Source organism: Rhodococcus sp. OS5 (genome assembly GCF_056837585.1).
This window is the reverse complement of the sequence record NZ_JBWWRK010000002.1, coordinates 174,472-190,759: the sequence shown is the minus strand read 5'-3', so window position 1 is coordinate 190,759 and position 16,288 is coordinate 174,472. Positions and strand designations below refer to the sequence as shown.

Sequence of the window (16,288 nt, the reverse complement as noted above, 5' to 3'; positions counted from 1 at the left end):
CGGCGATAGTTCAGTCGCTCGAATGTTGAAGGAATCTCACATAATGCAGGAAGTACCTAGCGCAGGGCCTGAGAAGGTCGAAATTGTGGCGCTCAATTCGCTTAGCGCAGAAGGGCTCTCCTCCCTCGACCCTGAGACGCGAGAACTCGTCGAACGGCGCAGTCGCGTAATGGGTCCTGCGTACCGACTTGCCTATTCGGACCCCTTCCAGCCGGCACGTGCCCAAGGCACAAAAATTATCGATATTCACGGTGACGAATACCTCGACGCCTACAACAACGTCGCAAGCGTCGGTCACAACCATCCGCGCGTAGTGGAAGCAGTGTCACGACAGTTGCGGCTGATGAACACGAATACGCGTTACCTACAGCGCGACATCGTCGATTACGCAGAGAATCTTGTAGATACTCACGACGATGCGTTGAGCAATGTGATGTTCACGTGCACCGGATCGGAAGCCAACGATCTTGCGGTACGAATAGCGCGCGAGGTCAGTGGCGGCAGCGGTGTGATCGTGTCCGAGTTCGCTTACCACGGCTGTACTCGAGACGTTGCGTCATGGTCTCCTTCTTCTGGTAGAGGAACCATTTTGGGGTCGGACGTACGGCTGGTGCCCCCACCCGATACATTCAGGATCGATCGTTCTGAACTTGAGACTCAATTTCTAAGCAATCTGCAAAACCAGATCGATGACCTGAACCGCCGAGGTGTCGGGCTGGCAGCACTGATAGTCGACAGCCTGTTCTCTTCGGACGGGATTTACCCCGATCCTGGTGTTCTCCGCTCCGCGGCAGACTTGGTCCATCGGGCGGGTGGTCTGTTCATTAGCGACGAGGTTCAATCTGGTTTTTCGCGCACGGGAACAGCTATGTGGGGGTATCAGCGTAGCGGTGTGGTGCCAGACCTTGTGACCATGGGCAAGCCCATGGGCAACGGAATGCCTATCGCGGGTGTAGTGGCGAAGAGCTCACATTTGGAGACGTTTGCGCAGAACGCGGCGTACTTCAATACCTACGGTGGTGAGAACGTGCCGATAGCGGCTGGCCAGGCAGTCCTTGATGTCATACGCGATGAAAACTTGTTGGCAAATGCCCAAGACAAGGGGCAGCAACTGGTGACCGGTCTCCGTGAAATACTCGCCCGAAACGGATTTGCATCCGATGTTCGTGGCGCTGGTCTGTACATCGGGGTCGAATTCGTTTCCGACCTCGAATCAAAGGTACCCGATCAGGCGACAACCTCAGCCTTCGTCAACGGCCTCCGACAGCATCGAGTATTGGTAAGCGCTGCGGGTAGCTATGGCAGTGTCATCAAGGTCCGCCCGCCGTTGGTAATGAGCCAGTCGGACACCGACCGCCTACTGACGGAATTCGACGGCGTCGCGAAAGGACTACGATCCCAACGAGTTCCGGACGGTTCAACACGCCAGACACATATGCCGCGCATTGATTCTGGTGCCGTGTTGGGTGATGGTGGGATGCGTGAGGAGTTGCGTCGGCTGATTGTCGAAGAGTTGCGCGGGTTGATTGGTCAAAGTCATGGCTGATCTCCGATCATTCATTTTCATCGACAAACTGCAGCCTCAGACGATGTGCTATCTCGGGACGTTCGTGCGCGGTAGTTTGCCCCGGATGAATATGTCAGCCCAGGTGATCGAAATCGCACCTGGTCTTGATATCGAAGCTCTCACCGATGTGGCTTTGAAGCATTCGCAGGTTCGCGCGGGGATGTTGGTCGTCGAACGTCAGTTCGGCTATCTCGAGATTCATTCACACTCGGCTGATGCGGTGCGGTTGGCGGCCGATGCAGTGCTCGATGCGTTGGGTGCCTCGGCCGCCGACGCCCGGCCGCCGGAGGTGATTGCGTCGAAGATCATTTCCAACGTTGACGACGAACATGCGTTTTTGATCAACCGCAACAAGTCCGGATCGATGTTGTTGCCTGGTGATTCGTTGTTCGTGATGGAGATGCAACCCGCGTCCTACGCAATTCTGGCGACCAACGAAGCCGAGAAAGCGAGTTCGATCAAGGTGGTCGATTACCGCATGATGGGTGCTTCGGGCCGGGTTTATCTTGCTGGGGACGAAGATTCGGTGCGCACAGCTGCAGAGGCTGCAACGGCTGCGTTGGAGTTGCGGCGATGACTGCCGATGACCGCGAGGGATTGCGTAGCCTGATCCGCGAGGTCATCAGGGATGTGCTGCCGGAGTTGGGGCTCTCACCCCAACCTCAGACGGTGGTCGTTTCGAACGATGATCAACTCAACGGTTTCGTTGCCACTCTGATCGCTATGCTCGACGATCCGACAACCGGCCCGCTCGTGCGTTCGGGACAACTCCGTTTCTGCCTTGAGACCGAAGTTGTCACTCCGTCGGAAACTGCTCGCGCGGTGAGCGAGGCCGCCACTGGTGCGGCAGACATCGAAATCGAGCGCGGAGCGTTGACCGAACGTACTGTCGAGCGTGCCATCTCCGATGGTGCCAGGCTCGTGCTCGGCGGTGCTGTCGTCATCACGCCATTGGCTCGCGAACGAATCCGCAAATCCGGTGTGACAGTGGTGTACCGGTCATGATCAAAGCAACCGTCATCGGTCCGGTATGGGCGACCAAACGACTCGACGGCTTTCCCTCCGGGGCGCTGCTGGAAGTTCAACGTCACGGTACCGAGCAGCGGTATGTCGCGTTGGATTATCTGGGCAGCGGAATCGGCGACCACGTGCTAGTTGCGTTGGGCAGCAGTGTCTCCCAGCACCTGTCTGGAAGCCCGCCCACTGATGCTCTGGTCGTGGGAGTCCTCGACCAGCCTTCGACCCCGAACACAACCAACATCCTACGAGAAGGAACCTCCAATGAGTGATGCAATCGGAATGATCGAAACCCGCGGCTACGTAGCCTCTCTCGCTGCTGCTGACGCTATGGTCAAAGCAGCCAACGTTACCCTCGTCGGTCGCGCAGAGGTCGGAAGCGGACTCATCGCTGTCATCATCAAGGGTGATGTCGGTGCGGTGAAAGCAGCAACCGAGGCGGGTGCAGAAACTGCCTCCACTATCGGAGAACTCGTTTCCGTTCACGTCATTCCTCGCCCCCATTCTGATCTCTCTAAGCACTTCATGATCAACGACAAGGGGTAATTTGCGAGTAGGGAAGGCCTCAGGTCCGCGGAGGATCGATGTCCAGAATTCCGCTGCCATCCGCATTCCGTGTGCGCATTGCTCAGCGATGACGACAGAGAAGATGTGCCGGCGAACGGGTGGTATCGGATTCATCTCGCTTGGAAGGGACTGTGAGCAGTCGTGATTCCCTCTTCCCCCGGTGGGTCCGCATCGCTGAAAGTTGATTGGGGCCGGGTGGCTGGCTGTTCGGAGCGGTAGAGTCGGGAAGCTACGCTCGCCGTTGATCAGGCCATCATGCCGTCTAGAGTATCTCTACTTCTCAACGGTCGGTGCCGGATGGGAAGCAGCTACGTTCTGTGTTGCTTCCCATCCGGTCTCACACAACTCGGGGGTCGGGATCGCCCTTCATCGAGTTTTGCCGAGCTTCAGGACGCCATTTGCCGTTCGACTGCTGTGAAGATTCGTTCACTGCCGTGTGTGTCTGAACATATGCACGCCGATGTCGATACAGCGAAGTTTTTTTGTGTTTTGCGACAATCGAAATATTGGAGTTTGCCGCAGCGGCCACCAATGCGGTGTTCTTGAAGTTTTTCGTCCTTTAGTGTTCGCGAGTACCTACAAGGCGGATTTCGTCCAAGCGAAAGTCTCGGCCCGTGGACCGCGTATGCGTCCTGGTTGATTGTCTCGAACTCGATTAGCGTCGACCACAACCAGTCCTGGCGGTGGGGCTTGCTTCGCCCTTGCATTCCGGCACCGCCGGACCTGCCATGATCGGGCCGTTCGGGCGGCGAATGATGCGGCTCCGTCGGTCTTGAACGTAGTCTTGCAACCGCGGATTGGACACCAGCTTCGCATTTTTCGGCTGTCTGGCCACCATTTCGGCCTTCCACTGTGCGACCGAAGCCCGATACTCCAGCTTGGCGCTACGTGAGGTGACTGGGCCCCGACCGCGGGTTCACTGATTATGCGGGGATAGCGTCCCATGGAGTGGTGTACTTCGGATCGGTGAACCATCAGGTTCGTGATCAACGAGTCGTGTTGTAGGTTATGCGGTTTCGAGCTCTGGTGTCAAAGATTCGGTCGTTGCTTCGTGGGTCGCGGCTCGTTTCTTCGCGTCGATGACGTCTCGTAGTTCGTCCATGCTGACGTCAGAGACGTAGCGGCGGGTGACCTGCCATTCGTCATGGGATTCGATGACCACCGCCGTCGCCAAACGCAGGAACGCCGCCGGGTTCGGAAATATCTCCACCACATCAGCTCTGCGCTTGATCTCCTTGTTCAGCCGCTCTATCGGATTGTTCGACCAGATCTTCTGCCAATGCGCCTTCGGGAACACTCGGAACGCAAGCACGTCTTCTTTGGCGCCGCGCATCATCGTGGCGACTTTCGGAAACGACTCGTACAACGTGTCGGCAACTTGATCCCATTGCTGCGCAACTGCATCGGGTTCGGTGTGCGCGAAGATCGTCTTGATTGCCGCCATCACCGGTGGCACATGCTTCGACGACACGGCCGAGCCGACATTCCGCATGAAATGCACTCTGCATCGCTGCCACGACGCCCCTGCGAACTGCTGTGCCACAGCTGCTTTCAAACCGGAATGCGCATCGGAGATCACCAAATGCGCCCCCGACAGGCCGCGCACTTTCAACCCGACCAGGAACTCCCGCCAGAAATCGAACGACTCACTATCGCCGACCGCAGTACCCAGCACTTCTCTGGTGCCGTCGATCGACACCCCAGTCGCGACGACGAGGGCGTGAGAGACCACGTGAGCACCGATTCGAACCTTGCAGTACGTGGCGTCGAGAAAGATGTACGGAAAGCTGGTGTGCGTCAGGGTGCGTTCGCGGAACCTCGCGATCTCGGTGTCGAGACCTGCGCAGATCCGCGAGACCTGCGACTTCGAGATCCCTGACTCCACACCCAACGCGGCGACGAGGTCGTCGACGTTGCGGGTGGATACGCCGTGGACGTAGGCCTCCATGATCACCGCGTACAGGGCCTGATCGATGCGCCGGCGGCGTTCGAGCAGAGACGGGAAGAACGACCCGGAGCGCAGTTTCGGGATCTGTACCTCGATGTCGCCGCTGGTGGTTGCGACGGTCTTCGGCCGGTTTCCGTTGCGGTAGTTCGTGCGCTCGGCGGTGCGTTCGTAGCGGCCGGCGCCGAGGACCTCGGTGGCTTCGGCATCGATCAAGGCTTGCAGTCCGGCGCGGATCAGTTCGGCGAACACGTTCGCTGGATCGGCACCCTTGAGGACATCTAGCTGAGCGATCAGGGCAGAATGGTCGTGGGTCATCGCGTGGATCCTTTGGTCGAGTCACTGGTCAGGTAACTCGTTCATCACTACGCGATGGCCCACTCACAGAACCGGAACGACACGCCCGACCTGCGGCTACGCTGTCTCACCGAATGTCCACCACCCCAGGGGACTTACCCTATGCGGGTTGCAATTCCTGAACGAACTCGGCCACTAACCATTGCGCACGGAATGCTTCAGGTGTTCTGAATCCGAGCGATCCGTGTGGTCGATAACTGTTGTACATTCTCCAATCGTCGGCAAGAACCTGAACCTCGGTCAGCGAATGGAACACCTCGCAAGTTTGAGGAACTCGTCCCGGAAACGGCCGTTGAACGACTCGCAGATCCCGTTCTGCCACGGCGACCCCGGGTCGATGAACGAGGCATCCACTCCGGCGAACCGACACCAATCGCGCATCGCGTGCGCCGTCATTTCGGTACCGTTGTCCATCCGAATATGGGCGGGCCTTCGCCCAGTACGGGCAATAATCCGATCCAACTCCTGAGTCATCCGGTCCGAGGTGCACGACCGAAATGCCTGTGTGGCAAGAGCTTCCCTCGTGAACTCGTCGACAATATTGAGAAACCGCACCTGCCGGCCGTCCACCGTGACATCAACCTGGAAATCCAGCGCTCACATATGGTCCGGATGCGCGGCTGCCGACCGCTGATTGCGGCCCTCGCCGATGCGGCGCTTCTTCCGCACCCGCAGCGGCCGCTTCAACCCTTCCTCACGCCACAATCGTTGCGTGCGTTTACGGTTGGTCACCAAACCGTCGGCGTGGCAGAGGGCGTGCGCTTTGCGCCATCCCCAACGCGGATGCTTGCGAGAGATCTCTCGCAGCTTCTCCCGAAGGACCTTCTCGGTCTCGTCGACGCTTCGCCGACGGCGTTGGACCGACCGAGATTGACCCACCACAGCACATGCTCTGCGTTCGGATATCCCGAACCGTTCCCGCTGTACTTCCACGGCCCTGCGGCGGCGGTCCGGGCTTACCAGTTTCCCCGGTTCAACTCCTTGAGCATGTCAAGGTCCAAAGCCTGATCGGCCACCATCTTCTTCAGTCGCACATTCTCTTTTTCGAGTTCCTTGAGGCGTTTGGCGTCGTCGGATTTCATGCCGCCGTACTGGCTCTGCCAGCGATGCCAGGTCGCTTCGGACACTTCGAGGTGTTTGCAGACGTCCTCGATCGTGAACTTCTCGCCGAGGAGCTTTTCGCCTTCTCGGAGCTTGCGGATGATCTGTTCGGGTGTGTGTCGACGTGCCATGTTGTGTTTCGTCCTCCTGCACCCATCTTGGTGCATCAGAACCCTCACAACCACTGGACCTGTTCACGGGGATCCAGTCAGTTCCGAGATGAGGTCGGGTTGAGCCCGATGACGTGGCTGACCCAGCAGCGGGTCGAACGCGCCCGACAGCTGCTCAAGAGTACGGATTTGCCGATCGACAGGGTTACCGAGGAGGCGGCGTTCGGCTCTGCGGGCTCGATTCGGCAGCACCTGCTCACTTCCTCCGGGGTGTCGCCGAACGCTTATCGACGAACAATCCACGCGGCGGTCGTCGCGCCATCTGGAAAGGCTGCGGTTGGATTCTTGCTGCGGCGTGCCCCGAGTGCTCTTTGCTGGCTCATTCGCTGAACCCTGTAGAACCATGAAGTGGGGCAGTGACGAAGACTGAAGAATTGGGACTCCGCCGTGGTTGCCCGATCAAAGTTGAAAAGCCACTGTACCTGCATCCGGGCGCCTCAAAACGGGAGGTTTCGAGTCCGCCGGTGCGTAATTCAAGCTGTCGGCTTAGGGTCAACTTCATTTTCCGTTTTTCAGCTTGTGATGCATGTAAATCTAAGCACCTCAAACGCTCGATCAATCTGCGGATAGGGTAATACGAGGGAGCCCGGCGTCGCACTCCCTCGTATTCGGACTAAACCCCTCCTACTTCGCGAAGAACGATTCTTCGATGAATTTCGTGTGATGCGAAATTTCTGAGAACTCGGCCGTGCGGATTAGTGACTGTAAGAACTGCTGTGTGGTGGAGAGCCCGACCAATTCCAGCTCGTTCAGTGCTCGCTCGAGTCGTGTGATCGCTGCATCTCTGTCTGAGTCGCAGACGATCAATTTGGCTAACATCGAGTCGTAGTAAGGTGAAACCCTGGATCCCGTGGTAACACCGCTGTCGATACGCACGCCGGGGCCGGTGGGCCAAGTAACAGCTTGAATTACCCCAGGAGAGGGCATGAAGTTCTGGCTGGGATCCTCGGCGCACAGTCTGACCTCGATGGCATGGCCACGCACAAGGATATCGTCCTGTATCAGGCCAAGTTTCTCCCCTGCTGCAATCTTCAATTGCTCGCGCACTAGGTCAACGCCGGTGACCATCTCGGTTACCGGATGTTCCACCTGGAGTCGCGTGTTCATCTCGATGAAGCAGACCTCGCCTTTGTCGACGTCGTACAAGAATTCGACGGTCCCGGCGCCGCTGTACTCGCACGCCTCGGCCAGGCGGACTGAGGCGTCGAGCATCTGTTCGCGGATATGCTCAGGGATGTTTGGGGCAGGCGCTTCTTCCACGACTTTTTGCTGCTTGCGCTGCATCGAACAATCGCGATCGAACAGGTGAATGGCGTTGTGTCCGTCTGCAAGAATCTGGACCTCTACATGCCTTGCCCGGGTAATATATCGCTCAAGGTATACACTGCCGTCGCCGAAAGCTGCCGATGCTTCGGCAGAGGCCACCTTGTATTCTTGCTCGAGATCTGCGGAATCTCGTACGACTCGAATTCCGCGGCCACCGCCGCCTGCCGCCGCTTTGATCAAGAGGGGGTACCCGATCTGTTCTGCGGTGACCTTAAGATCATCGATGTCACTGATGATTCCATCGCTACCATTCATAATCGGAACACCGGCAGCACGAGCAGCCTCGCGTGCAGCCGCCTTGTCACCCATCAGTCGAATGGACTTCGGTGCCGGCCCCACCCACGTGAGTCCAGCATCGATTACAGCCTGCGCGAATTTGGCGTCCTCCGAGAGGAAGCCGTATCCAGGGTGCACGGCATCGGCACCCGAAAGGAGGGCAGCGTCAAGCATAGATTGACGTGATAGATAGCTTTTGGTCGCGGGTGCAGGACCGACATTGGCGACTTCGTCGCTCAACTTTGCGGGTAGACCCTCACAGTCTTCCTCGCTGACCGCAAGTACGGTTTCGATTCCAAGTTCGTGGGCGGCGCGGAGAATGCGGATTGCGATCTCGCCGCGGTTAGCGATGAACAGTTTTTTCATGGCAAAAACCTCATAAGGCAGAATGTGATGCGACAGTGAAAGATGCTGGAACTAATCACTTATTGTGATCTCGATGATGTTTTGTCCTGGCGACACTTCAGCGTTATCCTCTACGAGAACAGAAGTTACGATTCCGTTGACATCGCTGGTCACGGGATGGAAGCTCTTCATAAGTTCCACGAGACCGATCGTGTCCCCGACCTTTACGCTCGACCCTTGTTCAACGTACGCCGGTGCGTCCGGCGATGAGCGTCGGTAGAAGACACCTGGAATAGGCGTTTTGATGGTGTGAGTGGACATATTGTTGGCCTTTCGTACAGGTCCTCGTATTGATGCGAGCTCGGATTCTAAGAAAGCGTGTGAACGGCCTCGGCGATTCGGTTACGGCGCTCGTTCCGTGCGATGGCTGCCTCCTCTAGCGACACAGGTACAAACTTGACCTTGCCGTGCGTAACTGCCTGACCGAGACGGTCGAGGTCAGCCGAAATAACGGCACCGGCGGTGCAATATCCCCCTGCCGTGACTGCGTCGCGGGACAGAACGATAGGTTCGATACCCGCAGGAAGCTGAATGGCTCCTAGTGGATAACCTGTGTCGACGACGTTGGAGGGATTGTTGCCGGTGCCGAAGGGTGTTGAGCGAGAAACGAATTCCAACGGTGTCTTGGTTGGAGATGAAACGCGCACACCGGTGCGGTCGGCGTTGGGTGTCACTGTCCATATTCGTTCACTAAAGTCGCGGCGTCCTTCGGGCGTCAACCGATAGTCGAACAGGCCAGGCACATACCGAAGCTCTACATCGCGTGGGAACTGTGGTCGGTATCGGCTGTCGAGTCGTGTCGAAACAAATCGACAGGTTTGTTCACCGGTGAGCAGTATGTCGCCCGTGATGAGCTTTCGACCCTCGATACCGCCGAGTCCGGCATTGACAAGCGTGGAGGCGGAACCGAGGTAGAGGGGGACTGCGAGTCCGCCGGAGAAACTGAGATAGCCACGGACTCCGCTCTGGAGAAACCCGAAGGACAGAATATCGTCGGTGTTGGCCTGATGTGACTGCCACGGTTCGATCGCTTCACCGTTGAGCATGACCGGAATCTCACCACCAGTTACTGCGAAGGCAACGGGTGAAGAGAACTTCAAAGTCGGTCCCATGAAGGTGAATTCCAGAGACGCGGCGTCTTCTCGGTTATGCACCAGGGCGTTTGCGAGCCGATGAGACTCCAGATCCAGTGCGCCTGAGGGTGGAATGCCGCGCCGGTATTGGCCTGGTCTGCCAAGGTCTTGCACGGTGGTCATGATGCCGGGGTGTACGACTTCGATCATGAGTAAAGAGCCTCCGTGAGACTGGAGCAGTAACCTACGGGTTCGTCGATGAGCGACTGCGGATCGAACTCGACGTTTTTAATAGCAAAGCGGAATGTGCCGGCGTCCACCGCTTTTCCGATCGAGTCGTACTCGTCGCGGTCGACTGGTCGGTAATTGCAGATGTCTCCGATTCCGACAAGTTCGGGTCGTTCTTGGAAATCCGGTAAGCGCTGTGCTGGGTCGTATGCGGGTGCTGCCGCTCGTCCGAGCATGGGGTAACCGCCCGGGCTCTCGCTTGGATACACCGCGGTGAAGGCTCCACCCAGCGCGAATGCGCGTGCAGGTGTTTCAGTGCGTGGTTGCAGGTACTTCGGTCCCTGTAACTGTTTCGCTCGTGGCACAAGTTGGTAAGACCAAACCACCCCGAGACTGAAACCTGTCAAAGTTGCCATATGTGGAGCCGAGGTGATGGCGTCGATGAAGGCGTCAATGCTGGGCAAACCATTGATTCGAGTCAGATACTCGATGTCGGTAGCGTCGGGGTCCTGTACTCGGTCTCTGAACTTCATCAGGACTTCGTGAGTCCAGGGATCATTGAATAGGATGGGTATGTCAATGATGCGAGTGGGGAAGGGTTTTCCTCGATCTGAGAGTGATTGCGACTCAACATTTTTGAGGAATCTTTCAATTTCGTCAAACTTAATGACGTCAGGGTCGTATCTCACAAGATAGGACACATTGGCCGGGCATACGTCGATTATTCCCTCGAGCGCTGCTTCCTGGACTTGAGTCACCACCCGCTGGACAAGCAGATTAACCTCAAGGCTCATGCTTTCGTCGAATTCGACGAGTATGAATTCGTCTCCACCAGGCGTGTATCGAGTGGTCATGAATGTTTCGCGTTGCAGCATGGCAGGTCAACCTGCCATGCATGGCGTTGAACGAACAAGTCGTGTGCCACGTAACCGAACCAGGTTATGAGCATTTTCGGCCATCACCAATTGAACTCTTCTCGGCAGAAGTTGTCCTGTGGCCAAGCTTTCCCTGATATAAAGTTTTCCGGCACTGCTCTCGGATGACATTGTTTTATTCCTCGCAAAATACTCGGGGAGCGGCGACTGTAGCCGGTTGATGGACCGAACTGCCGCTCAGATCACTACGGGACAGAAAGTCGACCCAATTCAGATTGAGGCAACCGTTACTTACCATTTGCATGCAGAGTTGCGACAATTACCAACCATACCTACCTTCAGCACATTGAACGACCCGTTCCGGTGCCTGAAACCAACCTTTAACATTGGAATCTTCGATGTAACGAGATCTTGCGAACGATCGTGACCTCCGGGTGCTGCGACAAGACGTGTATCCCATACGGGGAGAGCAGTGTTCCAAGGCTCGTTGTTCGACGTAGGTTCTCGGATTGCCTCGAACCTTCGTTCGGGATACAGATCGTTACCTGTGGCAGGTTCGTCATCCGCGCCCGTCCTGTCATTTTGTGGCCGTCCCGTCGTGTCGTGCCTGCCTGTCTGCCACCCTCACTAGGAATGGAGTCGCCGGTGTGCGGACGGAGCTGCAGATCGGAAGCTTGATTTGGGTTGTCGATGTTCGCGATGTCGCAAGACACGGACATGTCTGTCGCCGCTCCCAACCTCAAGACCGTGCGGTGTCTCCGTGCGCAATCCGCACACGCAGGTGACTCCGGTCACAGGCTAGCGCTATCCACAACCTTTCACAACCCTTTGCTCCCGAAAGCGCCTATTCGGTTGCTGGCAAGCCGATGATCTCGCGAGCAAACCAACGTCAGACTCGAACGAAGAACGACGGTTCGGGACTCGAACGGGCGAGCTTGAAGTTTGCGCGTTCCGGCCGCAACCAGGCCTTGTGTCACGACTTTGTGCAGTCTCCAGTATGTGAAAGAACGTCCAGCTCGCCACATGATCAACACGGAAGGCCGCAGCCTGAGCTGCAACCAATTTGCCTAAAAGGTTGCAGTGTGAGGTAGGTAGGGTTAGCCTGTGGTGACTAGTTGGCCTGCTGCCGTGAATGATCGGGCCACTATTGTCTGGGCGTCGGGTAGCGCAGTCACGGATCGGAATCGCGGTGGTCCTTGTGCCGATCGCTTCTGTTGCGATGTTCATTTCGCATTCGCAAAAGCTTTTGATTTATCGGGATTTTTTGAGTTCGTGCAGTACTCGGTTCGATCCGCGGCACAGAGTAAAGATCGAGACTTAGAGGTTCAACCGAGAGACAGAAAGCCATCGACACACAGTTTAAGGACCACATGATGCTGAAAAAACCAGAAGTCATCTGTGATATGGGTGAAGGATTCGGAATTTGGGAATTCGGATTCGATGCTGCGCTGATGGAGCACATAACCATGGCCAACATCGCATGTGGGGGACATGCGGGCGATCCAATGGTGATGAGCCGTACTATCGATATGGCGGCAGCAGCAGGTGTCAAGATTGGAGCTCACCCTGGATTTCCCGACAAAATGAACTTCGGGCGCATTCCCTTACCCCTCGGACCTGACGAGATTGCCGCGATGCTCATCTATCAGATCGGTGCATTACAAGGGTTTATGCGTGCAAAGGGATTGGAACTGAACCACGTCTTCCCCCACGGGGCTATGTATGCCTATCTTTCAAAGAATGATGCAATCGCGGTAGCAGCGGCACGTGCTATCCATGGTGTCGCTCCCGGGGTTGATGTCCCGTGGCCTGCTCCAATCGCAGGCTCGGTGTTTGCCGAGGAAGTTAAATTGCTCGGCCACCACGTCGTACCTATGGTTTTGGCTGACATGCAATACAACTCCGATGGATCGGTCATGTTGGAGCGTGGCCGCAAGCGAGTTACGGATCTTGCTTACACGCGCGAGCAGACAACAAGCGTGTATACACGGCGGGAGATCGTGATCAGTGACGGCACGGTGTTGCAGGCACCCGAAACAGAGGCCCTGCTGTTTCATTCAGACGGACCCAACGCCGTGGCTGTAGCTGAGACTATCAGTGAAGTTTTGCGTGGAGTTAGTGAGATCTGATCTTCGGCCTGGCCTATAGCTCGAAAGCCCCTTTCGTGCTGGAACAGCAGCCTGCAACACGGTGGCCTAACCTTACAGTTAGGCGTGATCGGATACTATCCATGAAAATGTGGACTTCAATCTTCGTTTCGAAAGATACGAGATGCAATTGAGATTCAATATTCTCGGGATAGATGTTTTAGCGCCTTCCAATTTGAGCCGAATGGTTTTCGGCGAAATGCAACTCGGCGAGATTGTCGGGACCATGCCGGCAGGCTATGCCTGCTGGTGGAACGGTCAGAGTCACCAGCACAGTTCTGCTGTGACCGACGTGTAGTTGTGGTGACGCTGTTTCTCATACCGATTCGGAGTGAGAATGCTCGATAGACCAAACGAGACGTGCTAACCACTGTTGCGACCAGTTGGGCGACTCTGTGGTTGCTCCAAAAGGGACTCAAGCGATATGCGACATGTCTGGACTCAACGCGCATAGTAGCGCGGGCCGAATATTGGTAGTGGACGATCAGGAGCGAAAAATCGTGGTAGCAGAAAAGCCTACAAAACTCTCAAATGACATCGGGGACCGGTCGATCTCGGACGAGTACTTCGAGAAGAGGCAGCTGAGGCGTGGCAGCGCAGGCTGGATACTCTTGGCCGGACTTGGGGTTAGTTATGTCATTTCCGGTGACTACTCTGGATGGAACTTCGGCCTAGCAGAGGGTGGTTTCGGTGGACTTGCTATTGCCGTTGTTGTCGTCGCGGTCATGTATCTCGGCGTGGTTCTCGGAATGGCTGAGCTCTCCTCTGCCCTCCCCATTGCCGGGGGTGGTTATACGTTTGCGCGGAGAGCGATGGGACCGTGGGGTGGTTTCGCAACGGGTACAGCAATTCTGATCGAGTATGCCGCCGGCCCTGCCGCGATTGCGACGTTTATCGGAGCCTACGTCGATTCATTGCATCTGTTCGGCATCACTGACGGTTGGTGGGTATATCTGGCAGTTTATGCTCTATTCATAGGTATTCATCTCTGCGGGGTGGGCGAGGCTCTCAAATTGATGTTCGTGATCACTGCAGTCGCGCTCATCGGGCTGTTGATCTTCTCGATTGCCGCGCTGCCACACTTCGAGACCAGTCATCTCTTCGATATTGAACCAACCAGCGCTACTGGCGCATCAGAATTCTTACCGTTTGGCTACATCGGCGTGTGGGCCGCATTTCCGTTTGCCATCTGGTTCTTCATAGCGGTGGAGGGCGTGCCTCTTGCCGCTGAAGAAGCAACCGATCCAAAACGTAATGTTCCACGCGGCATCATCGCAGCGATGTCGGTTTTGCTCGTAACCTGCGTTGCTGTGCTTTTTCTAGCCACGGGAGCGGGTGGGGCTTCGGCAATTTCCGAATCCGGTAATCCCCTTGTTTCAGCGCTCGGGGGATCGATGTGGGGGACCGTCGTAAACTACATCGGGTTAGCTGGTTTGGTAGCTAGCTTCTTCTCCTTAATCTATGCATATTCGCGTCAACTATTCGCCCTGTCTCGAGCCGGCTACCTACCAACCATTCTGTCGGTCACGAATTCCCGGAAAGCTCCGACATTGGCGTTGTTGGTGCCAGGAGTACTGGGATTCGTGTTGTCTCTGACCGGTAAAGGGGCACTGCTTATCAACATTACCGTCTTCGGTGCGGCGTTGAGCTATGTTTTGATCACTCTCAGTCACATACTCTTGCGGCGTCGTGAACCAGATATGGAGCGCCCGTACAAGACCCCTGGTGGTGTGGTTACCACCGGTGTCGCGATGTTGATCGCTATCGTTGCCGTGGTTGCCACGTTCTTGGTGGACATAGTTGCTGCGTTGTGCTGCCTCGGGGTGTTCGGAGCATTCATGCTGTATTTCGCGGTCTACAGTCGCCATCGTCTCGTTGCCGCGTCGTCAGAGGAAGAATTCGCTGCGCTCGCCAAAGCACAGCAGGAACTCCGATAGTAGTGCAGATTAACCAAATTGGAACGCCGTTCGCGTGACGTGCTACGTCCACCTTCGACCAATTCAGAGTTGCCATGCAGGTGGGCGAGGCGGGCTCTAGCTGGGTAACTGATGCGCCATTAGGCGTGCCTCTGAACGAGGCTTGTGACAGCGGATCTTGCGCTTTTTGAGATGTTCGAAGAGTGTTACTCCGATAGTGCGCGTGGGATCGATCGTATTTGTGGTGCTCTTCCCCTCGTTGGAGACGTTCAGCGAAGAGCGTCGTATAGTTCATCACTTCAACGTCGAGCAGATGGCAGAACTCGAAATTGATGCAATGTGCGAAGTCGAAGGTGCGTAGATTTAGCCTTGCCGTTCCGGAGCCGGGTTGGGGATGGATCTGTCCGTTGGACCTTCTTGAGTGGAATCGGCAGACTCAAGTGGGAGCGGCAGATTTGAGAGGCCGTTCTCGATGAATTGGATCGCGGTTTTCTTGACGTTGCGGAAGTTGACCCGCAGATCCTCAGTCGGGTGCGGCTATCAACGCCGTATTGGTAGTATCGCTCCTTCTGTCCGCCTTGACCGAGAGGCTCACTGAATTTGGGTCAACTTACGGTTGCGGCGGTGTCTTGTTTCTCGTGGCGATCCGTTGGGTCTGCACCCGTCAACTCTTCCCTCAGCGAGACTGGAGACGCTCATTAATCGTGTCCGAATTTGAACTGTGCGACATCGATGCACGGGCTGCGCATTCCCGGAATGCCTTGCACACGCCGGCAGACCGCGTAATTCTCGACATACTCATGGGGCTGACTTCTACTTGCTTGAGGTTCTCGTCGCGAACGGCCTATAGAGATGAAAAACGACTAAGAGCGCCGAAGCGCATGAATAGTGCAATCGCGCGACGAGCTTGTTTGGCACGCTGAATGATTGCCACGGCACGGACTCGTTGTGGCTTCGGTTGATGTAGTCGATGATCGCTTGTTGTTACTGTTGAGTTTTGTAGCGGAAGAATCAATATCGAACTCTGGATCTCGGTGGCAAACTTGAGTTCGCGATTCAGCTCGAAGTTGCAGGTCACCGTAACCCACACCAGGACGCACTTCTGCTGCATCGGCAGCCTGCGCCTCGGCATCCAGTTGAGCGGCGCCGGTGTTGTTCCGTTCCGAGTTCGTTAACGGCGTATTCGACAGCCAGCCGCGTAGTGGATACTCGGGCCCGACTCCTACGACCACACCGCACCGGATGCCCACACATCTTGGCCCGAAAAACTCTATTCGTTGCTGCCGAGATAGCACTATCCTCTTCAGAAGGATGGTGT

13 protein-coding genes and 2 pseudogenes are annotated in these 16,288 nt (G+C 56.4%); 9 read left to right on the top strand and 6 right to left on the bottom strand.

Going from position 1 to position 16,288, the window contains the following annotated elements; translation table 11 throughout:
- Window positions 1-43: 43 nt before the first annotated feature.
- From ACVZUB_RS30865 to ACVZUB_RS30845, 5 genes are read left to right on the top strand one after another with little or no spacing between them, the layout of a single operon-like run.
- The gene (locus tag ACVZUB_RS30865; RefSeq protein ID WP_482628854.1) at window positions 44-1,546 is read left to right on the top strand and encodes an aspartate aminotransferase family protein; all 1,503 of its coding nucleotides are present in this window, start codon (window positions 44-46) and stop codon (window positions 1,544-1,546) included.
- Window positions 1,539-2,144, top strand: coding sequence for a BMC domain-containing protein (locus tag ACVZUB_RS30860; protein ID WP_482628853.1), 606 nt, complete (start codon window positions 1,539-1,541; stop codon window positions 2,142-2,144). Before ACVZUB_RS30865 ends, ACVZUB_RS30860 begins: the two co-directional genes overlap by 8 nt.
- Entirely contained in the window at window positions 2,141-2,572 is a 432-nt protein-coding gene (locus ACVZUB_RS30855) for a hypothetical protein (RefSeq protein WP_482628852.1), read from the top strand. Before ACVZUB_RS30860 ends, ACVZUB_RS30855 begins: the two co-directional genes overlap by 4 nt.
- Window positions 2,569-2,856, top strand: coding sequence for a EutN/CcmL family microcompartment protein (locus ACVZUB_RS30850; RefSeq protein WP_482628851.1), 288 nt, complete (start codon window positions 2,569-2,571; stop codon window positions 2,854-2,856). The genes ACVZUB_RS30855 and ACVZUB_RS30850 overlap by 4 nt, the downstream gene beginning before the upstream one ends.
- The gene (locus ACVZUB_RS30845) at window positions 2,849-3,130 is read left to right on the top strand and encodes a BMC domain-containing protein (protein WP_482628850.1); all 282 of its coding nucleotides are present in this window, start codon (window positions 2,849-2,851) and stop codon (window positions 3,128-3,130) included. Before ACVZUB_RS30850 ends, ACVZUB_RS30845 begins: the two co-directional genes overlap by 8 nt.
- A gap of 1,027 nt (window positions 3,131-4,157) precedes the next feature.
- Here ACVZUB_RS30845 and ACVZUB_RS30840 read toward each other — a convergent pair.
- Both ACVZUB_RS30840 and ACVZUB_RS30835 read right to left on the bottom strand, forming a co-directional pair.
- Entirely contained in the window at window positions 4,158-5,414 is a 1,257-nt protein-coding gene (locus tag ACVZUB_RS30840; RefSeq protein WP_482628849.1) for an IS256 family transposase, read from the bottom strand.
- A gap of 139 nt (window positions 5,415-5,553) precedes the next feature.
- A pseudogene (locus ACVZUB_RS30835) lies at window positions 5,554-6,685 on the bottom strand (IS3 family transposase).
- A 78-nt stretch (window positions 6,686-6,763) separates the two neighbouring features.
- Between ACVZUB_RS30835 and ACVZUB_RS30830 the strand changes: the two are divergent.
- A pseudogene (locus tag ACVZUB_RS30830) lies at window positions 6,764-7,054 on the top strand (helix-turn-helix domain-containing protein); the annotation flags it as partial.
- Between the two features lie 294 nt (window positions 7,055-7,348).
- On the opposite strand, the gene ACVZUB_RS30825 reads toward ACVZUB_RS30830, so the two are convergent.
- Genes ACVZUB_RS30825 through ACVZUB_RS30810 form a run of 4 tightly spaced genes read right to left on the bottom strand, consistent with a single transcriptional unit; the run spans window position 7,349 to window position 10,907 of the window.
- Entirely contained in the window at window positions 7,349-8,692 is a 1,344-nt protein-coding gene (locus ACVZUB_RS30825) for an acetyl-CoA carboxylase biotin carboxylase subunit (RefSeq protein WP_482628848.1), read from the bottom strand.
- A gap of 51 nt (window positions 8,693-8,743) precedes the next feature.
- Window positions 8,744-8,992 (bottom strand): acetyl-CoA carboxylase, encoded by a 249-nt coding sequence (locus ACVZUB_RS30820; protein WP_482628847.1) that lies wholly within the window; start codon window positions 8,990-8,992, stop codon window positions 8,744-8,746.
- 47 nt (window positions 8,993-9,039) lie between these two features.
- The gene (locus tag ACVZUB_RS30815; RefSeq protein ID WP_482628846.1) at window positions 9,040-10,014 is read right to left on the bottom strand and encodes a 5-oxoprolinase subunit C family protein; all 975 of its coding nucleotides are present in this window, start codon (window positions 10,012-10,014) and stop codon (window positions 9,040-9,042) included.
- Window positions 10,011-10,907, bottom strand: a complete 897-nt coding sequence (locus ACVZUB_RS30810; RefSeq protein ID WP_482628845.1) for a 5-oxoprolinase subunit B family protein — start codon at window positions 10,905-10,907, stop codon at window positions 10,011-10,013. The genes ACVZUB_RS30815 and ACVZUB_RS30810 overlap by 4 nt, the downstream gene beginning before the upstream one ends.
- Before the next feature lie 1,370 nt (window positions 10,908-12,277).
- Between ACVZUB_RS30810 and ACVZUB_RS30805 the strand changes: the two genes are divergently transcribed.
- The 3 genes from ACVZUB_RS30805 (at window position 12,278) to ACVZUB_RS30795 (ending at window position 15,331) form a co-directional block, all read left to right on the top strand.
- Window positions 12,278-13,036, top strand: a complete 759-nt coding sequence (locus ACVZUB_RS30805; RefSeq protein WP_482628844.1) for a 5-oxoprolinase subunit PxpA — start codon at window positions 12,278-12,280, stop codon at window positions 13,034-13,036.
- Between the two features lie 554 nt (window positions 13,037-13,590).
- Complete coding sequence (gene eat, locus ACVZUB_RS30800) at window positions 13,591-14,991, top strand: ethanolamine permease (protein WP_482628954.1); 1,401 nt, start codon at window positions 13,591-13,593, stop codon at window positions 14,989-14,991.
- 202 nt (window positions 14,992-15,193) lie between these two features.
- A complete protein-coding gene (locus ACVZUB_RS30795; protein ID WP_482628843.1) occupies window positions 15,194-15,331 on the top strand; it encodes a hypothetical protein in 138 nt (45 codons plus the stop codon).
- Window positions 15,332-16,288 lie beyond the last annotated feature (957 nt).